Origin of the sequence: Aeromonas rivipollensis (assembly GCF_037811135.1) — a bacterium.
GTDB lineage: Bacteria > Pseudomonadota > Gammaproteobacteria > Enterobacterales > Aeromonadaceae > Aeromonas > Aeromonas rivipollensis.
Genome location: NZ_CP149130.1, coordinates 1,127,354 through 1,151,754, shown reverse-complemented (window position 1 = coordinate 1,151,754; position 24,401 = coordinate 1,127,354). Strand labels below are relative to the sequence as shown.

Genomic DNA, 24,401 nt, shown 5'->3' with positions numbered 1-24,401 from the left:
TTAGGCCTTTTGAGCGGCCGCGATCTGGGCTGCAACTTCAGCCGCGAAATCGGTCTCTTGCTTCTCGATGCCTTCGCCCACTTCGAAACGGGTGAAGGAAACAACGTCAGCGCCTTCTTTCTTCAGCAGCTCAGCCACAGTGATGGACGGGTCCTTCACGAAGGGTTGACCAGTCAGGGAAACCTCACCGGTGAACTTCTTCATGCGGCCTTCAACCATCTTCTCGGCGATGTCTTTCGGCTTGCCGGAGTTGATGGCGATGTCGATCTGAATTTCGCGCTCTTTGGCAACGACTTCAGCAGACACGTCTTCAGGCTTGACGAACTGCGGGCTGTTGGCAGCGACGTGCATGGCCAGATCTTTGGCCAGGTCGGCAGTACCACCGATCAGCTTGGTGATAACACCGATACGGGAACCGTGTACGTAGGTGCCCAGGTTGTCACCTTCAACCAGCATCACGCGACGCAGGTTCATGTTCTCACCGATCTTGGCGATCAGGTTGGTGATGGTCAGCTCAACGGACTCACCGTTACCGAAATCGGCGGCCTTCAGGGCGTCGATGTCAGCAATTTTCTGGGTCGCGGCGATGTCGGCGATCTTCTGGCCCATGGCCATGAAGCTGGCGTCTTTGGCGACGAAGTCGGTTTCGCTGTTCAGCTCGATCATGGCGGCAATGTTGCCTTCGGTACGGGCGAAGATCACGCCTTCAGCGGCGATACGGCCCGCTTTCTTGGCGGCCTTGGCCTGACCGGATTTGCGCATGTTCTCGATGGCCAGCTCGATGTCACCAGCGGCTTCTTCCAGCGCTTTTTTGCAATCCATCATGCCAGCGGCAGTGCGCTCGCGCAGTTCTTTTACCAGGGCGGCAGTAACGTTAGCCATGTCCAGTATCCTCGGTCTTGAATTGACAAGAAACAGGGGCCACAAGGGCCCCTGCTAACCAATTACATCAGCTTGGTTAATAAGGGCTTTACAGTCCTTATCAATTACTCAGCTTCAACGAAGCCATCTTGTTCGGCTTGAACAACGATGTCCTGAGCGCGAGCTTCCAGTACGGTGTCAGCAGCAGCATTCAGGTACAGCTGTACGGCACGGATAGCGTCGTCGTTACCCGGGATGACATAGTCAACGCCGTCCGGGTTGGAGTTGGTATCAACGATGGAAACTACCGGGATACCCAGGTTATTGGCTTCTTTGATAGCGATGTGCTCGTGGTCGGCATCGACAACGAACAGAACGTCAGGCAGGCCGCCCATGTTCTTGATACCACCCAGGCTCTTCTCCAGCTTGTCCATTTCGCGAGTACGCATCAGCGCCTCTTTCTTGGTCAGCTTGTCAAAGGTACCGTCTTGGCTCTGGGTTTCCAGATCTTTCAGGCGCTTGATGGACTGACGAACGGTTTTCCAGTTGGTCAGCATGCCGCCCAGCCAGCGGTGGTTAACATAGAACTGGTCGCAACGCTCAGCGGCTTCTTTTACGGCTTCAGACGCGGCACGCTTGGTACCTACAAACAGGACCTTGCCCTTCTTGGCAGCTACGGAGCTGATGAAGTTCATGGCATCGTCAAACATCGGAACGGTTTTTTCCAAGTTGATGATGTGAACCTTGCTGCGGGCGCCGAAGATGTAGGACTTCATTTTCGGGTTCCAGTAACGAGTCTGGTGACCGAAGTGAACGCCGGCTTGCAGCATGTCGCGCATAGAAACTTTAGCCATTTTATACCTCTGTATTGGGGTTAGGCCTCCACACATCCCATGTAACCGACCCCAAAGGGGCACCCCGGTACAGGTGTCGATGTGTGTGTGTTATTGATTAAGGGTGATGGCATGAGGACACAAGTTCCCCATTCCGGCGCGCTTTATACCATAACTTTGGTCAGGACACCACCAGGTGGACCGCTAAAAATGGATCCCGACGGGGACTGCGACCGCTGGATGACGTTGCGATGACGATCACACTGGAAGTAAACGGGGGTTGGGGATAAAATTTTGCCCTGATTGCAAACGCATCTATTTTTTATTACCTGATTGTTGGGCATCGGCAGGATGCGCAGTCGGGCCCCAAGAGAGATCCCATGTCCATTAAAATCAAGACACCGGAAGAGATTGAAAAGATGCGCATTGCCGGCCAGCTGGCCGCCGATGTGCTGGTCATGATCGCCCCCCATGTCAAGGCTGGCGTCACCACAGACGAGCTGAACACCCTGTGCCACAACCATATCGTCGAGGTACAGCAGGCCATTCCCGCGCCGCTCAACTATCACGGCTTCCCCAAGTCCATCTGCACCTCGGTCAATGATGTGATCTGCCACGGCATCCCCAATCACAAGAAGCTGCGGGAAGGGGACATCATCAACCTGGACATCACCGTCATCAAGGATGGCTACCACGGCGACACCTCCGCCATGTTCATCGTGGGCCAGACCACGCCCCTGCGTCGCCAGCTGTGCAAGGTTGCGCAGGAGAGCCTGTACGCCGCCATCAAGCAGGTGCGTCCTGGCATGTGCATCACCGAGATCGGCGCCGTGATCCAGCCCATCGTCGAGCAGGCCGGTTTCTCCGTGGTACGTGACTACTGCGGCCACGGCATCGGCAGCGAGTTCCACGAAGAGCCGCAGATCCTGCACTACCGCAACGGCGGCAAGCTGGAACTGAAACCGGGCATGTGCTTCACCATAGAGCCCATGGTCAACAGCAAGAAATACCACTGCCGCATCAATCCCAAGGATGGCTGGACCGTCACCACCAAGGACGGCGGCGACTCCGCCCAGTGGGAACACACCCTGCTGGTCACCGAGGATGGCTGCGAGGTGCTCACCTTGCGCCCCGACGACACTATCGACCGCGTCATCAAACACAGCTAACATCGAACCCCGGCCCTGACCTCAAAGCGCCGGGGTTTTTACTGCCCGTTCCAGCCGTTTGCCTGCCACTTGTGTGTGAGATGCCATGGATGCCAGTCTGCTTTCCCCCCACCTGTTACCCGACGACCAGCTCACCCGTGACAACTGCAAGGAGTATCTGAGCCGCTTCCTTGTCTGGCTGCACGAGCGCTTCGATGCCGGCGACAACATCATCGAACTGGTGGCCACCCGCTCCGAATACATGGACGCACTGCTGACCAGGCTCTGGCACAAGTTCGGCTTCGACAAGACCAGCCTGACCCTGATCGCGGTGGGCGGCTATGGTCGGGGTGAACTGCACCCCCACTCCGACATCGACCTGCTCATCCTCTATGAAGGGGACGAGCTGGACGAGGTGCTGGGGCTGCGCATCGGCGAGTTCATCACCTTGCTGTGGGATCTCAAGCTGGAAGTCGGGCAATCGGTGCGCAACGTGAGCGAGTGCATCGAGCAGGGCCGCAGCGATATCACTGTTGCCACCAACCTCATAGAAGCGCGCTACATCACCGGGCGCCTGGCGGGGTTCGAGCAGTTGCAGGCGGCCACCCAGCCTCAGCACTTCTGGCCGAGCGAGGCCTTCTTTCGCGCCAAGCGCGAGGAGCAGAGCCTGCGCCACCAGCAGTTTCTCGGCACCGCCTACAAGCTGGAACCCGATCTCAAGAACAATCCCGGCGGGCTGCGGGACATCCAGACCCTGGCCTGGGTCGCCCGCCGCCACTTCGGCGCCACCACACTGTTCGAGATGACCAGCCACGGCTTCCTCAACCGGGCCGAGTACCGCGAGCTGCTCGACTGCCAGAACTTCCTGTGGAAGGTGCGTTTCGCCCTGCACATGGCCATCAACAAGGGGGACAACCGCCTCTTGTTCGATCGCCAGCGTACCGTGGCCCAGATGCTGGGGTTCGAGGGGGAAGGCAACGGCCCGGTCGAGCAGATGATGAAGCGCTTCTATCAGACGGTACGGCGGGTGGCCGAGCTCAACGAGATGCTGCTGCAGCTGTTTGACGAGGCTATCCTCGGCAACACCGCCATGGATGTACGCCGCATCAGCGACGAGTTCCAGCTCCGTGGCCGCCTCATCGATGCGGTGGACTCCGAGCTGTTTGGCCGCGACCCCGCCGCCATACTGCGACTCTTCTACCAGATAGCCCAGCACCCGGACATCGCCGGCATCCACTCCGCCACCCTGCGCCAGCTGCGGGAGGCCAGACGCACCCTCAGCTGCTGGCTGCAGGACTTGCCCGAATGCCGTCGTCTGTTCATGGCGCTGCTGCGCCACCCCAACGGCATCGGCCAGCCCCTCACTCTTATGCATAAGTACGGGATCCTCGCGGCCTATCTGCCCCAGTGGAACCTCATCGTAGGCCAGATGCAGTTCGACATGTTCCACGCTTACACTGTGGATGAGCACACCCATCGCCTGCTCCAGAACATCCATCGCTTCCCGAACCCGGCCAGCCGCCAGACCCACCCGCTCTGCCACGAGGTGTTCACCCAGTTGCGCAAGCCGGAGCTGCTCAGCATCGCCGCCCTGTTCCACGACATCGCCAAGGGACGGCGCGGCGATCACTCGGAGCTCGGCGCCGTCGATGCGCTGGAGTTCTGCCAGTTGCACGGACTGGATCGCTACGAGAGCCGCTTGGTGGCCTGGCTGGTGCGCCATCACCTGCTGATGTCGGTCACCGCCCAGCGCCGCGACATCTACGATCCCGAGGTGGTCACCGACTTCGCCCACAAGGTGCGCGACGAACTGCACCTGGATCTGCTCTATTGCCTGACCGTGGCCGATATCTGCGCCACCAACGACACCCTGTGGAACGACTGGAAAGGCACATTGCTGCGGGAGCTCTACTTCGCCACCCAGAAGGCGCTCCGCCAGGGGCTGGAAAACCCGCCGGACATGCGCCTCAAGATCCGCGAGAACCAGCGTCAGGCCAGGCAGATCCTGGCCCAGCGCGAGGTGCCCGAGGAAGCGGTCAGCGCCCTCTGGAATGATTTCAAGGCCGACTATTTCCTGCGCCACAGCCCGGAGCAGATCGCCTGGCATTGCCGCAAGATCATCGCACACGGCGACAACCCTGCCCCCCTGGTGCTCATCGGCAAACACCCCATCCGGGGCGGCAGCGAGGTGTTCATCTATTGCCGCGACACCCCGAATCTGTTCGCCACCGTGGCCTCGGCGCTGGATCAGAAGAACCTCAACATCCACGACGCCCAGATCATGAATTCGCGCAACGACTATGTGCTGGACACCTTCATCGTGCTCGAACCCAATGGCGAGCCCATCAGCCCCAACCGCACCGCCACCATCAAGAAGGCGCTGGAGAAGGCGCTGCAGGAGCCGGGCAAGCTGGTGCTACGCAACAAGCCCCTGTCACGGCGCCACCGCCAGTTCAGCGTGCCGACCCGGGTGGTCTTCTTGCCCCGCACTTCACCCACGAAGGGGGAGAGCCGCCACACCCTGCTGGAGCTGACCGCCCTGGATACCCCGGGCCTGCTGGCCCGCATCGGTGCCGTCTTCCAGCAGTGCGGCATCGAACTGCATGCCGCCAAGATCACCACCATAGGCGAGCGGGTAGAAGACTTTTTCAGCCTCACCACCCTCGAAGGCGAGCCGCTGAACCAGGCCGAACAGCAGGCGCTGGAGGAGCGACTGGTCAATCAGCTCAACCCCCAGGAGCAGGGGGACGAGGAGGGGCGATAAGGCCCGGGAAAGGCTTCACAAGACGCCGTTTATCGTTCTGATTTATCAATCAGAACAAGTGGTTGGGCCACTCAAGTACAATAAACCGCCTTTCTTTTGAAGAAATCGGCCAGAGCCCTTAAAAACGATTGGAAAAGTGTGATACAACAAACAGAATTTTTTAAAGGAAACCTGTCATGACCCAGTTGCAACAGACCATCGAAGCGGCCTTCGAGCGCCGTGATTCCATCACCCCCGGCTCCGTCGATGCCGCCACCAAGGCCGCCATCCTGGAGGCCATCGATCTGCTGGACTCCGGCAAGGCCCGGGTCGCCGAGAAGATTGCCGGTGAGTGGGTCGTCCACCAGTGGCTGAAGAAGGCCGTGCTGCTCTACTTCCGTATCAATGACAACGGCATCATCAAGGGCGACGACGCCCAGTACTACGACAAGGTTCCCCTCAAGTTCTCCGACTACAGCGCCGAGCAGTTCAAGGCGGCGGGCGTGCGCGTGGTGCCGCCGGCCACCGCTCGCAAGGGCTCCTTCATCGCCCCCAATACAGTGCTGATGCCCTCCTATGTCAACATCGGCGCCTTCGTCGATGAAGGCACCATGGTCGATACCTGGGCCACAGTGGGCTCCTGCGCCCAGATCGGCAAGAACGTGCACCTCTCCGGCGGCGTCGGCATCGGCGGCGTACTGGAGCCGCTGCAGGCTAACCCGACCATCATCGAGGACAACTGCTTCATCGGTGCCCGCTCAGAAGTGGTTGAAGGGGTCATCGTCGAGGAAGGTTCCGTCATTTCCATGGGCGTCTTCATCGGCCAGTCCACCCGCATCTATGACCGCGAAACCGGCGAGATCCACTATGGTCGCGTGCCGGCCGGTTCAGTGGTGGTCTCCGGCTCCCTGCCCTCCAAGTGCGGCAAGTACAGCCTGTATGCCGCCGTCATCGTCAAGAAGGTGGATGCCAAGACCCGAGCCAAGGTCGGCATCAACGCCCTGTTGCGTTCCATCGACGAGTAATCCGCGTTACCGTGATTAAAAGGGCGCCTGATGGCGCCCTTTTTTATGGTGGTAACCCAGCCAGACTATTTGGCTGGCCGTCATGCACGACTCTGGCGAACAGCGGCAAAAAGGAATCTTTTGGGGCCCTGGTGATTTTGGCGCTCCTGTCACAGGCAAGCCACTGTGACTCGGTTAAGATAGATGGGTCAGGATCGTTTCAAACCGAGGAAGCCCGATGTACGAGAATCTGAAGAGCCTGGGGATCCAGGAGCCCACCTCAGTGGACAGCTATACCCTGCGCCAGGAAGCCAACCACGACATCCTCAAGATCTATTTCAAGAAGCAGAAGGGAGAGTTCTTCGCCAAGAGCGTCAAATTCAAGTATCCCCGTCAGCGCAAGACCATGCTGATAGACTCGGGCACCCATGAGTACAAGGATGTCACCGAGATCAACGCCAACCTCAAGTACGTGGTGGATGAGCTGGATAACCTGACCCAGGGCGTACAGGTCGAGATCGATCAGGACATCAAGAAGAAAATCCTGCGCGACCTGCGCCACCTGGAAAAAGTGGTGCAGAACAAGATAAGCGAAATAGAGCGGGACCTGGAAAAACTCTAGGCAGTCTCCCACCCAGCAAAAGGCGCCATCAGGCGCCTTTTTTAATGCCGATGCACAGGGAGATGCCAACGTCCTCCCCCCGGATCTGCTCGACCCCTCGCCCAGCGGGCTGACCAGCGCCCAACAAGAAGGGAGGCTTGCGCCTCCCTCTTCAAGAACTCTGATCGTCAGGCAACAGGATTAGTTGCTCTTCATCCAGATGTCCATGTCGGTTTTCAGGTTGTCGGACTTGGTACCGAAGATGGCTTGTACGCCGGAGCCAGCAACCACCACACCGGCGGCGCCCAGCTTCTTCAGACCAGCCTGGTCAACCTTGGCCACATCCTTCACGCCAACACGCAGACGGGTGATGCAGGCATCCAGGGAGGCGATGTTCTCTTTACCACCGAAGGCAGACACCAGGGCAGCAGACATCTCGTCTTTGCTTTGACCAACTGTCTCTTCAGCAGCTTCATCTTCACGACCCGGGGTTTTCAGGTTCATGGCACGAATAACCACGGTGAAGACCACGTAGTAGATGACGGCGTAGACCAGACCCAGACCGACCAGCAGCAGCATGTTATCGGCACGGGGTGATTGCACCACGAAGTCGATGAAGCCGTTGGAGAAGGTGTGACCGTGAACGACACCCAGCATGTTGGTCAGGACGTAAGCCAGACCGGCCAGCAGAGCGTGAATCGCATACAGCACAGGTGCTACGAACAGGAAGGAGAATTCGATAGGCTCGGTGATGCCGGTCAGGAAGGAGGTCAGGGCAGCGGAGGCCATGATACCAACGATCTTGGCGCGGTTTTCCGGCTTGGCTGAGTGAGCGATGGCAAACGCAGCAGCAGGCAGACCGAACATCTTGAACAGGTAACCACCAGCCAGTTGACCGAAGCCGTTACCGGCAGCACGGGAAGCGTCATCAGCAGTCAGGAAGCAGGTCATGATGCCGTGTACGGTTTCGCCAGCGGCGTTGACACAGGTACCAGCCTGATAGAAGAAAGGGACGTTCCAGATGTGGTGCAGACCGAACGGGATCAGGGAGCGCTCGACCACGCCGTAGATACCGAAGGCCAGTACCGGGTTCTGGTTGGCAGCCCAGTCGGAGAAGGCACCGATGGCACCACCGATCGGCGGCCAGATGAAGGAAAGCACAACACCCAGGCCGATGGAGACGAAGCCGGTGATGATGGGCACGGCACGCTTACCGGCGAAGAAGCCAAGGTACTCGGGCAGCTGGATCTTGTAGAAACGGTTGAACGCCCAGGCAGCGACACCACCGGCGAGGATACCCCCCAGCACACCGGTGTCTATGCTTTCGACGCCCATCACAGGTGCCATGACCTTCAGGGTCGCGACCATGATGCCGTAGCCGACGATGGCAGACAGACCGGATACACCGTCGTTATTGGTAAAGCCAAGTGCCACGCCGACGGCGAACAGCAGTGCCATCTGGCCAAACACTGAACCACCGGCCTGCTCCATCAGCTGGGAGACAATTTCCGGCAACCAGCTGAAGTGAGCAGCGCCCACCCCCAGCAGAATACCTGCAACGGGCAAGACCGATACGGGCAGCATCAGCGCCTTACCGACCTTTTGCAGATTAGAGAAAGCATTTTTTAACATGTGTGCGCTCCTGAATGGATTTTTTTCCGTCAACGACTCAGTGCAGCTATAGATGACGACCTTCTTCATCTGACGTTGTACTGGATGCGTTTCCCGGGTTGCTTATTTTGACCAACAGAATATAACCCAGCAGCTTTTAAAATGCCTGCACCGCACCCAAGGGAATAATAAATTTGGAGGAGAGATCACAAGATAATTAAATAAGGGGAAGGGAGGGAATCTTGAATATTATTTCGTATTGTTATAGTCACGCGGCAAAAAGAAAAGAATCACTTCAAAATAAATCATAGAGAAACTACATAATGCCAAAGGAAACTTATTGTAACTCAATGTAACACATTGATGTTTTATATTATCCAGTCTACCGATTAAAAAGGCCTCCAACAAGGGAGGCCTGAAATAAATATTAGTCTACATATATTCAGTCATTCAGTTTTTTTGTGAACGCTTCACCGCATCAATAAAGACGGATTTCGCCTTGGTTGAACCGGCCCGCTCGGCTTCACTCACGAGTTGCATCGCCTTGTCGATATCCCCGGCCTTGACCGCCTTCTCGATCTGGCTGTTGTAGAAGGTCTCGGTCTCGCTCAGCATGGCGGGGGCAGGTGTGCTGGGGGTAGCGGCAACAGCGGCAGTAGTCGCCGCCGTCGCAGCCACGGCCGTCGTGGCTGGCTTGGCCTGACTCATCGCCACCTTGTCCGAATACTCGGGCTTGAACACGGCTTCCAGGCCCTGCCCCTTGGCCATGTCGACGACCTCGAGTTGCAGCAGGCCCCAGGGGGAATGGGGGATGACGGGATCCTTGATATCCGGCTCGACAGTGCCATTGGCACGGGCAAACGCCTTGGCGGGATGCAATATGGTGGTGCTGCCGGACAGCTCGTCGGCCGGGGCATAGATCACCATGTAGGTTTCGGCCGCGGGATTGCCCGGCATGCTGCGGTCCACGAACACCTTGCCTTCGATCCTGTCATTGTCGAGCAGGTGGGCTGGCTGATACGTGAAGACAGATTCACCCAGCACGCGGGTTACCTTGAACTGGGCATCCAGCATGATCACCTTGGGCACGAGTACCGTCTTGCTCACCTGGGAGGCCAGAGTGATGGCCAGGTTGCCGGTATTGGCCGGCAGACGATAGGCGGCAAAATAGCTCATCCCCTCGTCAAACTGATAGCTGGGTTGCTTGCCATCCAGGGTCAGGAGCGTATCCCCCTCCGGCAGAGCCACATAATTGAATTCGTTGAACCCCTGGCAGCAACTGCTGGCCTGGGAGAGGGCCTGCTTGGCCTGATCGGCATTACTCAGAATGGAGGCGTGTTCCTGTACGGGCACCACCATGCTACCGGAACAACCGGCCAACAGCGCGGTAACCACGGCCGCGATAGACATCTTTACCAGTTTCATTCTTCTTATCTCCATAACCCGGTTGCCAAATCCTGCTAAACAAAACTGCCCCCATCAGGGGGCAGTGACTAACTTAACTGAAGATATTGCTTACCACCAGGCTTCTGCCTGGACGCCAACTTGCCAGGTGTCATCGGAGGTGCCACTTTCGAAGCTGTTCTTGCTACCGGAGCCATCGGCTTCGGTATCAGCCAGATAGGAAGCGAACACACGGATTTCCGGACGGGCCCAGAAGCTGGAACCGGCAGACCAGGCCTGCGCCAGGGTCAGCTTGTAACCGCCATCCTTGTCGCTGCCACCACTGGTGTAGCTGGTCTTGTCCTTGAAGATACCGCCTTCAAAGATGGTCTTGTTGAAGTCATCCCACTTGTACATAGGACGGACAACGGCGGAGAAGGTTTGAGTCTCGTCGTGACCACTCCACATCTCGTTGCCTACACCGTAGACCAGCTGGTGACCCATTTCCCAGGAGTTACCCATCGGGATGACGCCCCAGTTGATGATACGGTAGCCGTCGGCACCGCCCTTGGCTTCGGCACCGTACCAGGAGCCATCACCGTAGTAGGCCATGGTCTTGGAGTAGCCTTCGGTACCGTACTGCAGCACGGTCTTGTTGAAGCCGCCAAAGATGCCTTGGGTCAGTTCGGCAGTCAGCATGACGCCGTCTTTCATGTTGTCGTTTTTCAGATCTTTCTGGGCTTCGGTCTCGTTGACGATGGCATAGTCAACGCCCAGTTCCAGAGAGCCGTCTTGCCACAGCGGGATACCGGCATAACGCAGGTCCAGGGTGTTGACGTTCAGATCTTCGTTCTTCTGATAGGTCGGATCACCGTTGGCATCTACACCGGTCTGGGTGTACTGACCGAACACATCGGCCGCGCTGCGGTCGTTGCGAACCCAGGCGAAGGAGACCTTGCCAGGACCAGCCTGGATGCCTTCGATACCGGCGCCGGCACCGGAGATGTTCCAGTAGTAGAAGTCAGAGATGTGGATGTCGTGACGTTGGTAGTAACGCTTACCGGCCCAGAGGGTGGCTTCAGGTGCAAAGCCCAGCAGGCCCTTGGCTTGTACGTTGAACTGACGCAGTGCGAAGTCGGAGTCGCCGTTGCACTGTTTGGCGTCGAAGTTACAGACGGTACCGGTGCCTTCCCAGTCATTGGAACCGTTGGATGCCATGGCAAACATGGAATCTACATAGAAAGTCTTGCCATCTTTGTTGAAGACTTCCTGACCCAGTTGCACTTCGCCGTAGGTATCATTTTCGTTACCCAGACGGCCAACCTTGTTGACGTTGTATTTAACCATGTCCCCGTCACCGGAAACACCGACACCTGAACGGAAGTAGCCGTGGAAATCAACGGCGAAGGCGGCTTGAGAAGCCAGGGCAGCGGTTACTGCTGCTGCAATCGGGAGCCACTTTGCTTTCATTTTCATTTTCCTTATTCCCGCTGGGAGTGTGATCCTGATATTCAAGTTCTTATCACTGAAAAACGTTTCAGCGATAACCGGGGTCGATTATATGTAGCCAATTTCGCGACAAACATGAGCTGATTCACAAAACGGTGACAAATCGCGCGCCCCCACCCCGGACGACATACATCAAGTCTGAAAATGCAAAACAAGGCAATAAAACACCAATAAATAAATAAAGCTCGCAAAATCACACCAAAGAAAGCGCTTTCAACTATTAATTTGCGATGAAGATTAAGTGGTTAATCAGTCACTCCGTGACGAAAACATGATTGAAATCGCTTTCAGTGCGGAACTTTTAATTTTCTGATGTGTCGCCGTTCTGATGAATATGGGTCTGAGGAATCCGATCTGACGGGGGAAAATAACCCGATAAAATGCGGGATATATTTCAAGGAAGGTTAAGTGAGCCCCAAAATAACACTCCCCCGTGAGCATGCTCACGAGGGAGAAATTTAAAATACTAAGGCAATCCGGCTAGAGCCTATTTTCCCAGCTTTTCAACCAGGCCAGCGCCGCCACCTCAGGCTCATCCTCCAGTGTCGCGTCTATCTCCAGGCGCGGTACCAGGGCGTCGGCGGCCAGCTCCTGCAGCAGCTCATCGAGCCTGCGTCCGGCCCCGCAGAAGTGTTCATAGCTGCTGTCCCCCATGGCGATGAGGGCATAACGCCATCCCTTCATATAAGGAGCGCGATCGGCCAGCGCCGTGGCGAAGGGTTGCAGATTGGGAGGAATATCCCCCTGCCCCGTGGTGGCGCTGACGATCAGCAAGAAGCGGGACCCGTCTATGTCGGTCAGCTCGGCTTCGTCGAAGAGCTGGCAGACATGCCCCTGGGCTTGCAGGTGATCCCGCAGTGTCTCGGCCACCAGCATGGCCGAGCCGTAGACGGTGCCGACCAGGATATCGATGTCGGCCATCAGCGACTCCTTGAGCGAAGGAGAGGGCCCGACTCTGGCATCATGCCCGGAGTCTTGGCCCCGGACAGGGCCTGGGGGCGCGGGGTTGCTAGCGGGGTATCTCGTTGAGCCATAAGTGGTTCCTCTGACAGACGTGGCCTACAGCATGCCACAGCCCGGTCAGAGGTCACAAATGATGACGGGGGTCAGGCGCCGTAGTCGCTCTCGCTGGCGGGCCACCCCAGCCTGGCGAACAGGCCCAGCACTTCCGGGCCGAGTGGCGCCTGGATCCGCATCGGCACCTTGAGCACCGGGTGCTCGAAGCTCAAGCGGTGGGCGACCAGCAGCAGCCGCTCGCACCCATAGTGCTCGCGAAAGAAGCGATTATGCCGGCCATCGCCGTGGGTGGTGTCGCCGACGATGGGGTGGAACAGGTGATCCAGATGACGACGCAGCTGATGCTTGCGGCCCGTCTTGGGGAAGAGCCTGACCAGGCTGTAGCGGCTGGTGGGGTGCTTCTTCGAGACGGCGTGGGGCAGTTCGACCTGGTGCAGGCGACGAAACGCCGTCACCGCCTCCTGGGCCGGGCGATCGGGGGAGCTCATGGCGTCGGCTATCTTGTCCAGCTGCTCCTTGAGGGGATAGTCGATCAGCCCCTGCTCGGGGGCCCAGCCCCGCACCAGCGCCAGATACTCCTTGTGCACCTGACGGGCGGCAAAGGCTTCGGTCAGGGTACGGGCCACGGCGGGATCGAGGGCAAACAGCAACACCCCAGAGGTGGGCCTGTCGAGCCGGTGCACGGGGTAGACATGACGCCCCCCGATGAGATCCCGGGTCATCTGCATGGCGAAACGGGTCTCGGCCTTGTCGAGCCAGCTGCGATGCACCAGCAGGCCCGACGGCTTGTTGACCGCCACCAGCCAGTCATCCTGATAGAGCAGAGTCAGTTTCATGCCGCCCTCCGGGTATCGCCAATGAAGTACGCCGCGGCCAGAGCCCGTGGCTGGGCAGGCAGGGGATTGATCATTGCTCCACCACTTTTCCGGTCAGCAGCAGATCGAAACGACCGATGAGGCGCAGCAGTCCGGCCACCTCGGCCAGCTCGTCCTTGTAGGCTTCGCTCGCCATGGGATAGAGGGATACGCTGGTGGGCAGCGGCGCCTGCAGCAGCACCAGTTGCTCCATGCGCGGGATCAGCACGAACTGCAACCATTGATCGAAGCTCAGGGTATCGACGCAAAACGGCAGCTCGCTCGCCAGCGCCTCGGCCCCCGGATGCTCGGCTTGCCAGCGTTCGAGGCGTTGCAACTCGGCGGTGAGTTCACCCAGCAGACCGGCGACCAGCAAATATTGATTCATCTCGTCCTCTTCCTCGTCTCGACGGTCATCCCGCTGCCAGAGGGCAGGGATCCCGTCTTCATTCAAACACGCGTGCCAAAAAGGGGCGTTACTATACACCGCCCCCGGGGTGGCTGCCATGCTGCCATCACTTTCATGGCCCGCACCTGCACCACTGGCTATCTGATGCAGCCTCCTTATAATCGCCCGCATCACATTCAGCCGGATGCCTTCATGTCTGCCATCAATACCCTGACCGAATTTCTGACCCAGGCCGAGACCCAGTTCCAGCTGTTCGACATGGGCCGCCAGGTGCGCCCGCTGGCGAGCGATCTCTTCGTTCGCATCGAACAGCAGCAGGAGCCCTACCCCTGGCCACTGCAACAGCATGCCTGGCTCGGTGTGCACTTCTTCCAGCCAGCTGAATCCAGGCACTACCTCTGGTTCCTCAAGTTTGCCCTCGACGAGCATGGTCTGCTCATCGCCAGCGGCCCCAAGCACTTCATGGATCAGGTGATCGAGACCCTGGGTTACAAGCTCACCGGCGATCTGGACGAGGAGAAGGCGCAGCGACTGGCCGACAATCCCTACACCTTCCGACCGGCCGAGGCCAAGATGGCCAGCCTGCATGCCAAGCTGGCCCGCCAGCTGGAACAGGCGCCTTCCGCCTACTACGAGGCCCTCTGCCACTACCTGGCGGCGCCGGGGGAAGAGGGGTGGCAGGCCCTGGGGCTGCAAGGCTTCGCCGATCTGGCGGAGCGGCTGCAGGATGAACGCAATCTGGCCCTGGTGTGCAAGGCGCTGCCAAGGCTCCCTCTGGAGCCGCTCTACGCCCTGTGCCAGAGCCTGGAAAACGCCCCCCTGCCCCCGGCGCTGCAGGGTGCCCTGCTCGAGCGCATCGGCAAGGAGCAGGAGTGTGCCGACCCCAATGCCGAGACCCTGGCCTACCTGTGCCGGGCGCTGGCCTCCTGCTCAGGCAATGCCTTGCGCAGCAACAAGCTGCTCACCCTGTTGCACACCCGGCCGAGCCCGGCCCTGCTGCTCGCCATCGCAGGCCGTCTCTGGCCCGATCTGAAAAACCCCGAGCTGCTGGGGCTGTTTCTGGAGCAGCTCGCCCTGCAGCCCACCCAGTTCTTCAATCAGGTCTTTGCCGAGCTGGTGACACTGCCCGCCCTGCGCAATGATATGCTGGCAAGGCTGCGTGACCCCGAGCGCAGCGAGGCCCTCGGCCAGGCCATAGGCCGACTGTTCGCCTCGGTATAACCACTCTCGGTGCGGCTGTGCTTTCCCGGGGAAGCACGGCCCAGGCCATACATCACAGAAGGAACCCGCTGATGGGAGAAATGCTTGGAATCTTGCTGCTGGGAGCCATCGGCTGGGCCTTCTGGCAACAGCGCCGCCAGGCGGAGCTGGCCTGGCAATATATGCGGCGATACTGCCAGCATCACGATCTGCAACTGCTGTCGCTGGCTCGCACCCATCGCGCCCTGGGGCACAAGCCCCTGCGCCTGCTGACCTATTACCAGTTCGAGTTCTCCAGCGACGGGGAGAGCCATTACCAGGGCCAGCTCTGCATGCAGGGCCTGCATGTCGCCGGGGTCGAGCTGCCGCCCCATCGCCTCCCCTCCTAGCCCATAAGGGCAAGGCCGTGGCGGCTGGCTATAATTCTCGACAATCGCCCTTCAAGGAGACACGAGATGGAATTGCTGACCCATGACATGCCTGCCCTCTTCGCCCAGCTGGGCCTGGCCAATGACGAGATAAGCCTGCACCGCTTCATCCGTGAGCACCATCTGGACAACCAGACCCTGCTGCCAGAGGCCAGCTTCTGGAGCCCTTCCCAGGCCGTGTTCCTGCGCGACGCACTCTGGAACGACTCCGACTGGTCCGAAGCCATCGACCAACTGGACGTGATGCTGCGCCAGGCAAACTGAGCGGCCCGCGTCCCCCGCTTTCCCGAGGGCCGGGGTTTGAGCTCTGTGCCACCAATCACATCTCAATCGCCCCGGTTTCCCCCACCTCAACAAACTGAGCCTCCCCCCTTGGCGCCGCTTTCCTGATGGACAGGCTTTGATTAAGCTCTGTGCCACCATCCGCAAGCAGCAAGACAGCAGCGCAGGAGCCAAGATGTCAGCCCAAGAGATCATCCAGATAGCCAATGAACTGAGTGCCAGGGGGATCACCCCCTCCACCGCCATGGTCAAGGCCCGCCTCAGTCACCCCGTGCCCATGGCGGAGCTGCTCAAGGTGTTGAGCCAGTGGAAGCAACAGCCCCAGTCGGCAGACCCAGCCCCGGCCAGCGCGCCCACCGCTGCCGCCCCGGCCCAGGCCATCGATTTGCAACAGCTGGGCGAGCAGCTCAATCGCCTCGAGCAGAAGGTCGATCGCCTGACCGCCCTGCTGCTCAAACAGCAGCAGGATTGATGCCTCCCCATGTATATCCTCGAACTCAACTTTGAATGCTACCGTGACACCTCCCTCGGCGAAGCCGAGCCGGCCATCGTCAACTACCTCGACATGCTGCGCTACCAGGGGCAGATCCTGGGGCGGGAGTTTCCCACCAGCATGCAGGATGGTTGCTTCGTCAGCCGGGTGGTCTGCCCGGAGCAGGACAGCCTGCACCCGGACAACCAGAGCGAGCAGGTCGCGCTGGCCGAACAGGGCCTGCACCAGGCGGGACTGCTGGCCCCCAAGCCCCATCTGCTCGGCATGGATCTGCTCTCCGACAGCACGGATCCTTGCGGCCAGGAGGGCGAGCGGCCGAGCTGGATGCTGCTCTACACCAGCTTTGTGCACACTTGCTCCCCCCTGCGCTGCGGCGATCATTTCGCCCCCATTCCGCTCTACCGTCTGCCCGCTATCGCCAACGGCGACCACAAGCAGATCATCAAGTGGCAGGAGGATTGGGAGGCCTGCGATCAGTTGCAGATGAATGGCTCCATCGCCGAGCACGCTGTGCTGCACGAAATCAGCGAGGTGGGCAGCCGCCTGCAGCGCCGGGGCAGCGATCTGGCCAGACGACTGGAGGGGCTCTGCGGGATCCCGACTTACTACTACCTCTACAGGGTCGGCGGCCTGAGCAAGGCGGCGGAGTTGGCACGCCCCTGCCCGGGCTGTGGCGGCCACTGGGCACTGGCAGCCCCATTGCACGAGATCTTCGACTTCAAGTGCGATCCCTGCCGGCTGGTCTCCAACCTCTCCTGGGATTTCAAGGACTAGCTCCTGCGCCGTTCCCCCCCATGAAAGAAGGGCCTTGCCGGATGGCAAGGCCCTTCTTTCATGCTTGGCTAGGGAAAACGGGTCCGCCTACTGCGGCAAGGTTTCCAGCCGCGCGAGAAAATCGGGCAGCGAGGGGGCCAGCACCAGACGGCGACCGGAGTCCAGCCACTCCAGCCAGACCTGGCCGCTCTCGTTGTCGAGCGATATCAGCGTCATCTCGTTGCGGGTGGTGGCGATGAAGAGCGAAGGGGGGCGCTTCAACTTGCGCAGCATCAGCAGGTGGCCGATGAGGTTCTCCTTGAGCAGATCCAGATCCGCCTCGTTCCACGGCAGTATGAGTTCGATGCGCAGCCCCTTGTAGCAGCAGGGGAGCGGGCGGCTGAACCAGTGGCCAAACAGGGCAAGGGCGCTCGGGTGCAGGGTCAGCTCCAGGGCATCGGCCATGGCCGCAAAGTCGGCGGGCACAGGGCGCCGGTGCGGGCGCCAGGCCACCCGCCCCTCCCTGGGCTCATCCAGCTCGCAAGGGGAGCGCCAGTCGGCCTCCCACTCGCACAGAGGCAGCCCTCGCCTCGCCTCGCCATCGCGCTGCCAGCGTAAAAAGAACTGCTCCAGGGCAGACAGGACTTGATCCGACATCGATATTCCCCACAATAGCGGCCTCTGATCGCCGCAAGAACCTGACCGAAAAATCCGGGCATTGCACCATCAAACCCTTTATCAGACAAGCGTGAGCAAACAAGCATGAGCAAACAAGAGAGATACGCAGGCGCCAGCGCGTTGCAGGGCCTGAGCCTGGGGCAGCAGTCCGCCTACATCAGCCAGTACACCCCGTCCCTGCTGCAACCCGTGCCACGCAGTCTGAACCGCGACGATCTCGGCCTTGGCGAAACGCTGCCCTTCCAGGGCTGCGACGTCTGGACCCTGTACGAACTCTCCTGGCTCAATGCCAAGGGCAAGCCCGTGGTCGCGCTCGGCGAAGTGGCCGTGCCCGCCACCAGCCCTAACCTCATCGAATCCAAGTCGTTCAAGCTCTACCTCAACTCCTTCAACCAGACCCGCTGCGACTCCCTGGCGGCGGTGCAGGCACTGCTGGTCCAGGATCTGAGCGCCTGTGCCGGGGCGGATGTGAGTGTCACCCTCTTCCCCCTCGATCAGGCTCCCCACCAGATAGCGCTGCTGCCGGGTGAATGCATCGACGAGCTGGACATCGAGATCGACAGCTACGAGTTTGACCAGACCCTGCTGCAAGGGGCCGCAGAGGCGGACATAGTGGAAGAGACACTGCACAGCCATCTGCTCAAGTCCAACTGCCTGGTCACCAGCCAGCCGGACTGGGGATCCCTGGTGATCCACTACCGCGGCCCGCGCCTCAATCGGGAGAAGCTGCTGCGCTATCTCATCTCCTTCCGCCAGCACAACGAGTTCCACGAGCAGTGCATAGAGCGCATCTTCATCGATCTCAAGCACTTCTGCACCCCGCAGCAGCTGACCGTCTATGCCCGCTATACCCGCCGCGGGGGCCTGGACATCAACCCCTTCCGCAGCGACTGGGAGCCGGTGCCCGCCAACCTGCGCCTCATCCGCCAGTAAGCCCGGCGCCACAACCCGGGGGATCCGGCCCATCACCCATGTCATCAATGAACTCTGGACGGGCGGGGGTGGGCTTGGATAACATGCCTGCACCTGCGTGCCGTTCTTAATCCAATGAATCAACTGTTTTTTCTGGCAATGATGATGTCCTCCCTGTCGGCTCCGGATCTGGATCTGGCCAAGGAGCAGTTGTCTATCGATCTGCAGCAGGCACAGACCCTGGTGCTGACCGATCCCGCCAGATGTGTCCAGATTGCCACCTCCTTCCTCGAACGCACGGCCAATAACCCCAAGCAAATCATCAGCAACCGTCAGGAATACGGCTATCGGGAGCCGATCCTGAGCTATGGCACTGCGACCCAGACCACGGGCGCCTACCTGCTCCAGGGCGAATGCCTGCAACAGCTGGGACAGAGCCAGCCGGCCCAGGAGTCCTTCGACAAGGGCATCGCCATGGCCGAGAAGGAGCAGCAGTTCGAGCTGCAGGCCCATGGTCTCTACCTCAAGATCCGCAGCCGGGAGATGCAGGAGCATGCCCCTGGCGCCAGCACTATGGCGCTCGAACAGCTGGACAAGCTGCTGACCAACCCCGGCCTCAAAGAGAGTCAGCTGCAGGTCTACAGCCGCCTGCTGCACGTCAACGCCAGCATGGAGGGGCGCCAGTTCGATCTGGCCAAGCGCCAGCTGACAGAGGCGCGCCAGTGGGCGGAACAGGCCAAGAACCCCCTGGCCAGGGCCTGGGTCAGCGCAGTGGGAGGGGATCTCTATCAGGCGATCGGGCAGCCCCAGCTCGCCCTCGGGGAGTATATCGACGCCCAGCAGCAGGCCAAGAATCTGCAGGATCCCCTCTTCCTCGGCCTGCTGTCGAACCAGATGATCAGCCTCTATCAGGCGGAGCAGGAGCCGCAAAAAGCGCTCCAGTATGCCAACGAGGCGGCCAACTACTTCCATGCCCTCGGCAACCCCTCCCTGCTCAGCGACGCCCTGATAGTGCTCGCCCGCCTCAACCGGGATCAGGGGGAAATGAACATGGCGCTGGTCTACTTCTTCAACGCCCTGGATCTGCTGGACGAGAGCAGCAACCGCACCCGCATCGCCCACCTCAAGTTCGAGATCGGCAAGACCTATCTGCAGACCGGCAACCTCACCCTGGCCCGCAACTACCTCAATGCGGCGCGCCAGTCCCACGAGCTGGGGGACGACAAGGAGTCGCTGATCGACACCCTGCTGCTGCTGGGGGAGCTGCACCTCAAGCAACAGGAGGCGGGCATCGCCATCCTGCAGCTGGAGAATGCCCTGACCCTGGCCAACCGGATTGGCGACATCCGCCGCCAGTTTGAAATCTTCCGGCTGCTCGCCATCGCCTACGAGCAGAAGGGCTACCTTCAGCAGGCCCTCGAGAGCTACAAGAACTATCACCAGCGCAGCGAGCTGGTCCGCCAGCAGCAGCTCGATCTGGAGCAGGAGGCGGTCCGCGACAACTACGCCCAGGTGGAGCGCGCCCAGCAGGTCAAGGAGCTGGAGCAGCGCCTCGACCAGAGCCAGCATCAGCAGGAGCGCTATCTCTGGACCAGCGTCAGCACTGGCCTGCTGCTGGTCCTGTTCATCTACCTCTTCTTCACCCTCTGGCTCAAGCTGCGGGTCGCCCGACTCAATGCCAGACAGCTGGGCGAAGCCCTGCTCATCGAGCCGCGCAGCGGCCTGGCCAACTGGCAGCGACTGATGAGCCGCTGGCCTCGCGAGATGGCCAAGCGCCAGCAAAAATCCGATCGCTGGTACCTGAGCGAGCGCCCCACCAGCGAGTTTGACGACAAGCTCCACTACCTGCTGTTTCGGGTGCCCTTCCTGGTCAACAGCCTGGAGAGGCATGGATATCAGGTCAGCCGCGAGATTGAGCAGGCCTTCGGCCACTACATCAATCAGCTGACCCCCAAGGATGGCCGTATCTATGACCTGCGCGAGGGGCACCTGCTCTATGTGGTGCCCCAGCGCCACGTGGCCCAGCTGCACCAGCTGGCACAGGAGCTGCTGGATACCCTGGCCGCCTTCCCCTGCGAATACCCCCTGGACAGGCACATCAGCCTCGGCATCGTCAGCCACCCCTTCCTGCCCAAGGCGGCCATGGCCCTCGATCATCACGGCCTGTTCGATCTCTGTTATCTGGCGCTCTCGGGGGCCATGCAACTCAGTGACAAATACCAGCAGAGCGTCTGGCTGGAACTGGCGGCCATCGATTGCCAACAGGCCGCATTTTTTAATGGCGATGTGTGGCAATGCTGCTTGATGGCAATTGACAAGGGACTGGTAAAAGTAAATTCTTCTCATGAAAAGCAATGGGTTAATTGGCTTTTGCTTTCACGGACGAAAGTGCCGGATAACCCATAACAACAAGGTACTCAACGGGGTCTTTCATTGGCTTACTGTTGCTGGACGACACAAAAACGATAATGACAACAGGGCGACCTGAACAATGAATGATATGGCTGCCGTAACTGGACAACTGGCAAGACTCAGGGAATCCCTTCAGCAAAAACAGCAGGAGCTCGATGGCATGACCACGTTCTCCGATGCCGAACGCACCCGCAGCATCCAGTTTATCGGCAAGCTGATGCAGGCCTGCCGTGGTCACGATCGTGAACTGGACAGCCGGCTCGCCAAGCTCAAGCAGAAGCTCGATGGCAACCCTCCCCTCTCCTCCCTCGACGCCGATCTCGCCGTCATCGAGAAGCTGTTGCAGCAACATGGCCACGCCATGGAGGAGTCCATCAGTCTGACCCGGGCCGCCATCGATCTCGGCAGCAAACAGCTCAAGTCATTGAAAGGTTTTCCGGAAGATACCCGTCGCTCCCTCAAGGAGTTTCTCGCGAGCCCCGAGGGCTATGGCATAGGCGATCACCAGAAGAAGGTGATCCGCTTGCTGGAGTTCTACCAGCAGGCCATCAAGATCCAGCTGCTGCCACGCCAGCCGCTGCTCGCCCCGGAGATGGCCACCGAGCTCTCCAACCCGGCACCCACCGACTCCTTCGATATCAAGGCCCACGCCCAGATCTCCGATGAGCTGCAGCGACTCATCACCGAGCTCGACTTTGCCGGCGCCGTGGGGGAGAGCCTGGCGGACATCCGCCGCCAGCTGCTGGGAGGGATCACCCCGCCCCTGCTGGCGGAGATCTGCCTGCAGATCATCGAGCTCATCATTGAGGGAACGCGGGAGGAGCGTAAATCCTCCCAGGCCTTCCTGAGCTCCCTCAACGAGAGCCTCTCGGCGGTACATTTCAACTTTACCGAGTCCCTGGACGAGGGGCGGGCGCTGCAAAATGCCACCCACCTCAGCGGCCAGGCACTGGAGCGGGAACTCGCGGCCATCGATCGCACCATGGCGACCCATGATTCTCCGCTGTCTCTCAAGGGAGCCATCTCCAGCCATCTGGATACCATACGCCGCCTGCAGCAGGAGCGGGAGGCCATGGCCAGCCGCGAGCGTCACCTGCTCACCCACCTCTCCAACATGGAAGCCAAGCTGCGACTGATGAAGGAGGAGACGGCCGAGTACAAGAAACGGCTCACCATCCAGAAGCACAAGCTGTTCCTCGACAGCCTGACTCAGGTGCACAACAGGGCGGCCCTCGACGAGCGGCTCGAGCTCGAGTACAAGCGTTGGCTGCGCTACGGCACCCCCCTGTGCCTAGCGATCATCGACATAGACCACTTCAAGAACATCAATGACAACTACGGCCACATGGCCGGGGACAAGGCATTGAAGGTGGTCGCCAAGGCCCTGCAAAACGCCTTGCGCGATACCGACTTCATCGCCCGCTTCGGGGGGGAAGAGTTCGTGGTATTGCTGCCGAACATCAATCCGGACAAATACCAGAAACCCCTGGAGAACCTGCGCCAGACGGTCAAGAGCATTCCGTTCCGGTTCAGAGACGCCAGAGTCGAGATCACCATCTCCATCGGCGCCACCCTGTTTCGCGAAGGGGACCACACCACGGACGCATTCGAGCGCGCCGACAAGGCACTCTACAGCTCCAAGAATCTGGGCCGGGATCAGGTCAATCTGGCCTGAACCCGGGTTGAACTGCGGCTAAAAAACAGGCAAACGCACCGCCCCCCTATTCCCCTGCCCCACCCCTTGCCTCTACTATCGAAATCGAGGGATGCCATGGCATCCCGTTTTCTCCCCAGGGAAAGCACAACGATAACAAGCGAGTGAAAGGGGAAATTATGATTACACACATCAATCCCGTGGGCAGCATGGACCTGCTGTCCCAACTTGAGGTGGATCGCCTCAAGCAGACCGCCTCCAGCGATATCTATCAACTGTTTCGCAACTGTTCGCTGGCGGTGCTCAACTCCGGCAGCCACACCGACAGCTCCAAAGAGATACTGGAGCGCTTCAAGTCCTTCGATATTCATGTGATCCGGCGCGAGCGCGGGGTCAAACTCGAGCTGTTCAACGCCCCCGAGCACGCCTTCGTCGATGGCGAGATCATCCGCGGCATTCAGGAGCACCTGTTCTCCGTGCTGCGCGACATCCTCTATGTCTCGACCCAGCTGGAGTCCAACCGCCTGGTCAACCTGACCAGCTCCACCCACATCTCCAACGTGGTGTTCGCCATACTGCGCAACGCCAAGGCGATCCTGCCGGGGGCGGATCCCAACCTGGTGGTCTGCTGGGGCGGTCACTCCATCAACGAGGTGGAATACCAGTACACCCGTGCCGTGGGCAACGAGCTGGGCCTGCGGGAGCTCAACATCTGCACCGGCTGCGGACCGGGTGCCATGGAGGGTCCCATGAAGGGGGCCGCCGTCGGCCACGCCAAGCAGCGGGTGCGCAACGGCCGTTATATCGGCCTCACCGAGCCCTCCATCATCGCCGCCGAGCCGCCGAACCCCATCGTCAACGAGCTGGTGATACTGCCGGACATCGAGAAGCGGCTGGAGGCCTTCGTGCGTCTTGGCCATGGCATCATCATCTTCCCGGGCGGGGTCGGCACCGCCGAGGAGCTGCTCTATCTGCTCGGCATCATGATGCACCCGGCCAACGAGCGGCAGCCCATGCCCATCATACTGACGGGTCCGAAAGAGAGCGCCGACTACTTCCGCGCCATCGACGACTTCATCAAGGCCACCCTGGGTGAGCCGGCCACCAGCCTCTACCGCATCATTGTCGGGGATGCCCCGGAAGTGGCGCGGGTGATGAAGGAGGCGATGCCGAAGATCCGCGAATACCGCAAATCGGTGGGCGATGCCTACTCCTTCAACTGGTCCTTGCGCATAGAGCCGGAGTTCCAGCTGCCGTTCGAGCCGGATCACGCCAGCATGGCGAGCCTGGATCTGCACCGCCACCAGCCGCCCCAGCTGCTGGCGGCCAACCTGAGGCGCGCCTTCTCCGGCATAGTCGCCGGCAACGTCAAGGAAGGGGGCATTCGCGCCATCGAGAAGAAGGGCCCCTTCAAGCTGCACGGCGACAAGGAGCTGATGCACCTGATGGACAGGCTGCTGGAGAGCTTCGTCAGGCAGCAGCGCATGAAGCTGCCGGGCAGCCAGTACATTCCCTGCTACGAAATCGTGAAATAAGGGCGCAGTGCCCGTGATGACAGGAGGGGCCCGGTGCCCCTCCTTCACTTCCCGGCCCTGGCGCAGGGTTAGCATGGCGCC

General features: G+C 60.0%; 22 protein-coding genes. 13 read left to right on the top strand and 9 right to left on the bottom strand.

Annotated features, from left to right (window positions below):
- Together tsf and rpsB are read right to left on the bottom strand one after the other, a co-directional pair.
- A complete protein-coding gene (tsf, locus tag WIR04_RS05380; RefSeq protein ID WP_338891060.1) occupies window positions 1-882 on the bottom strand; it encodes a translation elongation factor Ts in 882 nt (293 codons plus the stop codon).
- Between the two features lie 104 nt (window positions 883-986).
- The gene (rpsB, locus tag WIR04_RS05375; protein ID WP_025327917.1) at window positions 987-1,715 is read right to left on the bottom strand and encodes a 30S ribosomal protein S2; all 729 of its coding nucleotides are present in this window, start codon (window positions 1,713-1,715) and stop codon (window positions 987-989) included.
- 359 nt (window positions 1,716-2,074) lie between these two features.
- Here rpsB and map point away from each other — a divergent pair, with 359 nt between their 5' ends.
- The 4 genes from map to WIR04_RS05355 all read left to right on the top strand — a co-directional run bounded on the left by map (window position 2,075) and on the right by WIR04_RS05355 (window position 7,211).
- Window positions 2,075-2,863 carry a type I methionyl aminopeptidase gene (gene map / locus WIR04_RS05370; protein WP_106886071.1) on the top strand — a complete coding sequence of 263 codons (789 nt, stop codon included), beginning with the start codon at window positions 2,075-2,077 and terminating at the stop codon, window positions 2,861-2,863.
- Between the two features lie 85 nt (window positions 2,864-2,948).
- The gene (gene glnD / locus WIR04_RS05365; RefSeq protein ID WP_338891056.1) at window positions 2,949-5,606 is read left to right on the top strand and encodes a bifunctional uridylyltransferase/uridylyl-removing protein GlnD; all 2,658 of its coding nucleotides are present in this window, start codon (window positions 2,949-2,951) and stop codon (window positions 5,604-5,606) included.
- A 176-nt stretch (window positions 5,607-5,782) separates the two neighbouring features.
- On the top strand, window positions 5,783-6,610 hold the full coding sequence (gene dapD / locus WIR04_RS05360) for a 2,3,4,5-tetrahydropyridine-2,6-dicarboxylate N-succinyltransferase (RefSeq protein ID WP_025327920.1): 828 nt from the start codon (window positions 5,783-5,785) through the stop codon (window positions 6,608-6,610).
- Window positions 6,611-6,827: 217 nt separating this feature from the next.
- Window positions 6,828-7,211, top strand: coding sequence for a DUF3461 family protein (locus WIR04_RS05355; RefSeq protein WP_025327921.1), 384 nt, complete (start codon window positions 6,828-6,830; stop codon window positions 7,209-7,211).
- A gap of 180 nt (window positions 7,212-7,391) precedes the next feature.
- On the opposite strand, the gene ptsG is transcribed toward WIR04_RS05355, so the two are convergent.
- The 6 genes from ptsG to WIR04_RS05325 all read right to left on the bottom strand — a co-directional run bounded on the left by ptsG (window position 7,392) and on the right by WIR04_RS05325 (window position 13,952).
- A complete protein-coding gene (gene ptsG / locus WIR04_RS05350) occupies window positions 7,392-8,822 on the bottom strand; it encodes a PTS glucose transporter subunit IIBC (RefSeq protein WP_025327922.1) in 1,431 nt (476 codons plus the stop codon).
- Between the two features lie 429 nt (window positions 8,823-9,251).
- Window positions 9,252-10,226, bottom strand: a complete 975-nt coding sequence (locus tag WIR04_RS05345) for a MalM family protein (RefSeq protein ID WP_338891050.1) — start codon at window positions 10,224-10,226, stop codon at window positions 9,252-9,254.
- A 90-nt stretch (window positions 10,227-10,316) separates the two neighbouring features.
- Window positions 10,317-11,654 (bottom strand): maltoporin, encoded by a 1,338-nt coding sequence (locus WIR04_RS05340; protein ID WP_025327924.1) that lies wholly within the window; start codon window positions 11,652-11,654, stop codon window positions 10,317-10,319.
- 519 nt (window positions 11,655-12,173) lie between these two features.
- A complete protein-coding gene (locus WIR04_RS05335; RefSeq protein WP_025327925.1) occupies window positions 12,174-12,614 on the bottom strand; it encodes a flavodoxin in 441 nt (146 codons plus the stop codon).
- 185 nt (window positions 12,615-12,799) lie between these two features.
- Complete coding sequence (gene truC, locus WIR04_RS05330) at window positions 12,800-13,546, bottom strand: tRNA pseudouridine(65) synthase TruC (protein WP_338891048.1); 747 nt, start codon at window positions 13,544-13,546, stop codon at window positions 12,800-12,802.
- A gap of 70 nt (window positions 13,547-13,616) precedes the next feature.
- Window positions 13,617-13,952, bottom strand: a complete 336-nt coding sequence (locus tag WIR04_RS05325) for a YqcC family protein (protein WP_025327927.1) — start codon at window positions 13,950-13,952, stop codon at window positions 13,617-13,619.
- 213 nt (window positions 13,953-14,165) lie between these two features.
- On the opposite strand from WIR04_RS05325, the gene WIR04_RS05320 reads away from it, so the two are divergent.
- From WIR04_RS05320 to WIR04_RS05300, 5 genes are all read left to right on the top strand, one after another.
- Window positions 14,166-15,194 (top strand): DUF3549 family protein, encoded by a 1,029-nt coding sequence (locus tag WIR04_RS05320; protein ID WP_338891045.1) that lies wholly within the window; start codon window positions 14,166-14,168, stop codon window positions 15,192-15,194.
- Between the two features lie 71 nt (window positions 15,195-15,265).
- Window positions 15,266-15,562, top strand: coding sequence for a DUF3301 domain-containing protein (locus WIR04_RS05315; protein WP_025327929.1), 297 nt, complete (start codon window positions 15,266-15,268; stop codon window positions 15,560-15,562).
- A 66-nt stretch (window positions 15,563-15,628) separates the two neighbouring features.
- Window positions 15,629-15,865, top strand: a complete 237-nt coding sequence (locus tag WIR04_RS05310; RefSeq protein WP_025327930.1) for a DUF2789 domain-containing protein — start codon at window positions 15,629-15,631, stop codon at window positions 15,863-15,865.
- A 193-nt stretch (window positions 15,866-16,058) separates the two neighbouring features.
- Window positions 16,059-16,355, top strand: a complete 297-nt coding sequence (locus tag WIR04_RS05305; protein ID WP_338891042.1) for a hypothetical protein — start codon at window positions 16,059-16,061, stop codon at window positions 16,353-16,355.
- A gap of 9 nt (window positions 16,356-16,364) precedes the next feature.
- On the top strand, window positions 16,365-17,150 hold the full coding sequence (locus WIR04_RS05300; protein ID WP_025327932.1) for a Zn-ribbon-containing protein: 786 nt from the start codon (window positions 16,365-16,367) through the stop codon (window positions 17,148-17,150).
- 87 nt (window positions 17,151-17,237) lie between these two features.
- Here WIR04_RS05300 and syd read toward each other — a convergent pair whose 3' ends face one another.
- The gene (gene syd / locus WIR04_RS05295; protein ID WP_338891040.1) at window positions 17,238-17,786 is read right to left on the bottom strand and encodes a SecY-interacting protein; all 549 of its coding nucleotides are present in this window, start codon (window positions 17,784-17,786) and stop codon (window positions 17,238-17,240) included.
- A 105-nt stretch (window positions 17,787-17,891) separates the two neighbouring features.
- Here syd and queF point away from each other — a divergent pair, with 105 nt between their 5' ends.
- From queF to ppnN, 4 genes are all read left to right on the top strand, one after another.
- Complete coding sequence (gene queF, locus WIR04_RS05290; RefSeq protein ID WP_338891038.1) at window positions 17,892-18,740, top strand: NADPH-dependent 7-cyano-7-deazaguanine reductase QueF; 849 nt, start codon at window positions 17,892-17,894, stop codon at window positions 18,738-18,740.
- Window positions 18,741-18,854: 114 nt separating this feature from the next.
- On the top strand, window positions 18,855-21,125 hold the full coding sequence (locus WIR04_RS05285; RefSeq protein ID WP_338891036.1) for a hypothetical protein: 2,271 nt from the start codon (window positions 18,855-18,857) through the stop codon (window positions 21,123-21,125).
- 85 nt (window positions 21,126-21,210) lie between these two features.
- Window positions 21,211-22,806, top strand: coding sequence for a GGDEF domain-containing protein (locus WIR04_RS05280; protein WP_338891034.1), 1,596 nt, complete (start codon window positions 21,211-21,213; stop codon window positions 22,804-22,806).
- A gap of 158 nt (window positions 22,807-22,964) precedes the next feature.
- Window positions 22,965-24,320 (top strand): nucleotide 5'-monophosphate nucleosidase PpnN, encoded by a 1,356-nt coding sequence (gene ppnN / locus WIR04_RS05275; protein WP_338891031.1) that lies wholly within the window; start codon window positions 22,965-22,967, stop codon window positions 24,318-24,320.
- The last annotated feature ends 81 nt before the right edge of the window (window positions 24,321-24,401 follow it).

Coding starts and splice junctions, on each gene's coding strand:
- rpsB (WP_025327917.1), bottom strand. CDS start 1,715: ATGGCTAAAGTTTCTATGCGCGACATGCTGCAAGCCGGCGTTCACTTC.
- glnD (WP_338891056.1), top strand. CDS start 2,949: ATGGATGCCAGTCTGCTTTCCCCCCACCTGTTACCCGACGACCAGCTC.
- truC (WP_338891048.1), bottom strand. CDS start 13,546: ATGAAACTGACTCTGCTCTATCAGGATGACTGGCTGGTGGCGGTCAAC.
- WIR04_RS05355 (WP_025327921.1), top strand. CDS start 6,828: ATGTACGAGAATCTGAAGAGCCTGGGGATCCAGGAGCCCACCTCAGTG.
- ptsG (WP_025327922.1), bottom strand. CDS start 8,822: ATGTTAAAAAATGCTTTCTCTAATCTGCAAAAGGTCGGTAAGGCGCTG.
- dapD (WP_025327920.1), top strand. CDS start 5,783: ATGACCCAGTTGCAACAGACCATCGAAGCGGCCTTCGAGCGCCGTGAT.
- WIR04_RS05325 (WP_025327927.1), bottom strand. CDS start 13,952: ATGAATCAATATTTGCTGGTCGCCGGTCTGCTGGGTGAACTCACCGCC.
- map (WP_106886071.1), top strand. CDS start 2,075: ATGTCCATTAAAATCAAGACACCGGAAGAGATTGAAAAGATGCGCATT.
- WIR04_RS05285 (WP_338891036.1), top strand. CDS start 18,855: ATGAATCAACTGTTTTTTCTGGCAATGATGATGTCCTCCCTGTCGGCT.
- WIR04_RS05315 (WP_025327929.1), top strand. CDS start 15,266: ATGGGAGAAATGCTTGGAATCTTGCTGCTGGGAGCCATCGGCTGGGCC.
- syd (WP_338891040.1), bottom strand. CDS start 17,786: ATGTCGGATCAAGTCCTGTCTGCCCTGGAGCAGTTCTTTTTACGCTGG.
- WIR04_RS05280 (WP_338891034.1), top strand. CDS start 21,211: ATGAATGATATGGCTGCCGTAACTGGACAACTGGCAAGACTCAGGGAA.
- WIR04_RS05335 (WP_025327925.1), bottom strand. CDS start 12,614: ATGGCCGACATCGATATCCTGGTCGGCACCGTCTACGGCTCGGCCATG.
- WIR04_RS05345 (WP_338891050.1), bottom strand. CDS start 10,226: ATGAAACTGGTAAAGATGTCTATCGCGGCCGTGGTTACCGCGCTGTTG.
- WIR04_RS05300 (WP_025327932.1), top strand. CDS start 16,365: ATGTATATCCTCGAACTCAACTTTGAATGCTACCGTGACACCTCCCTC.
- WIR04_RS05305 (WP_338891042.1), top strand. CDS start 16,059: ATGTCAGCCCAAGAGATCATCCAGATAGCCAATGAACTGAGTGCCAGG.
- queF (WP_338891038.1), top strand. CDS start 17,892: ATGAGCAAACAAGAGAGATACGCAGGCGCCAGCGCGTTGCAGGGCCTG.
- WIR04_RS05320 (WP_338891045.1), top strand. CDS start 14,166: ATGTCTGCCATCAATACCCTGACCGAATTTCTGACCCAGGCCGAGACC.
- tsf (WP_338891060.1), bottom strand. CDS start 882: ATGGCTAACGTTACTGCCGCCCTGGTAAAAGAACTGCGCGAGCGCACT.
- WIR04_RS05310 (WP_025327930.1), top strand. CDS start 15,629: ATGGAATTGCTGACCCATGACATGCCTGCCCTCTTCGCCCAGCTGGGC.
- ppnN (WP_338891031.1), top strand. CDS start 22,965: ATGATTACACACATCAATCCCGTGGGCAGCATGGACCTGCTGTCCCAA.
- WIR04_RS05340 (WP_025327924.1), bottom strand. CDS start 11,654: ATGAAAGCAAAGTGGCTCCCGATTGCAGCAGCAGTAACCGCTGCCCTG.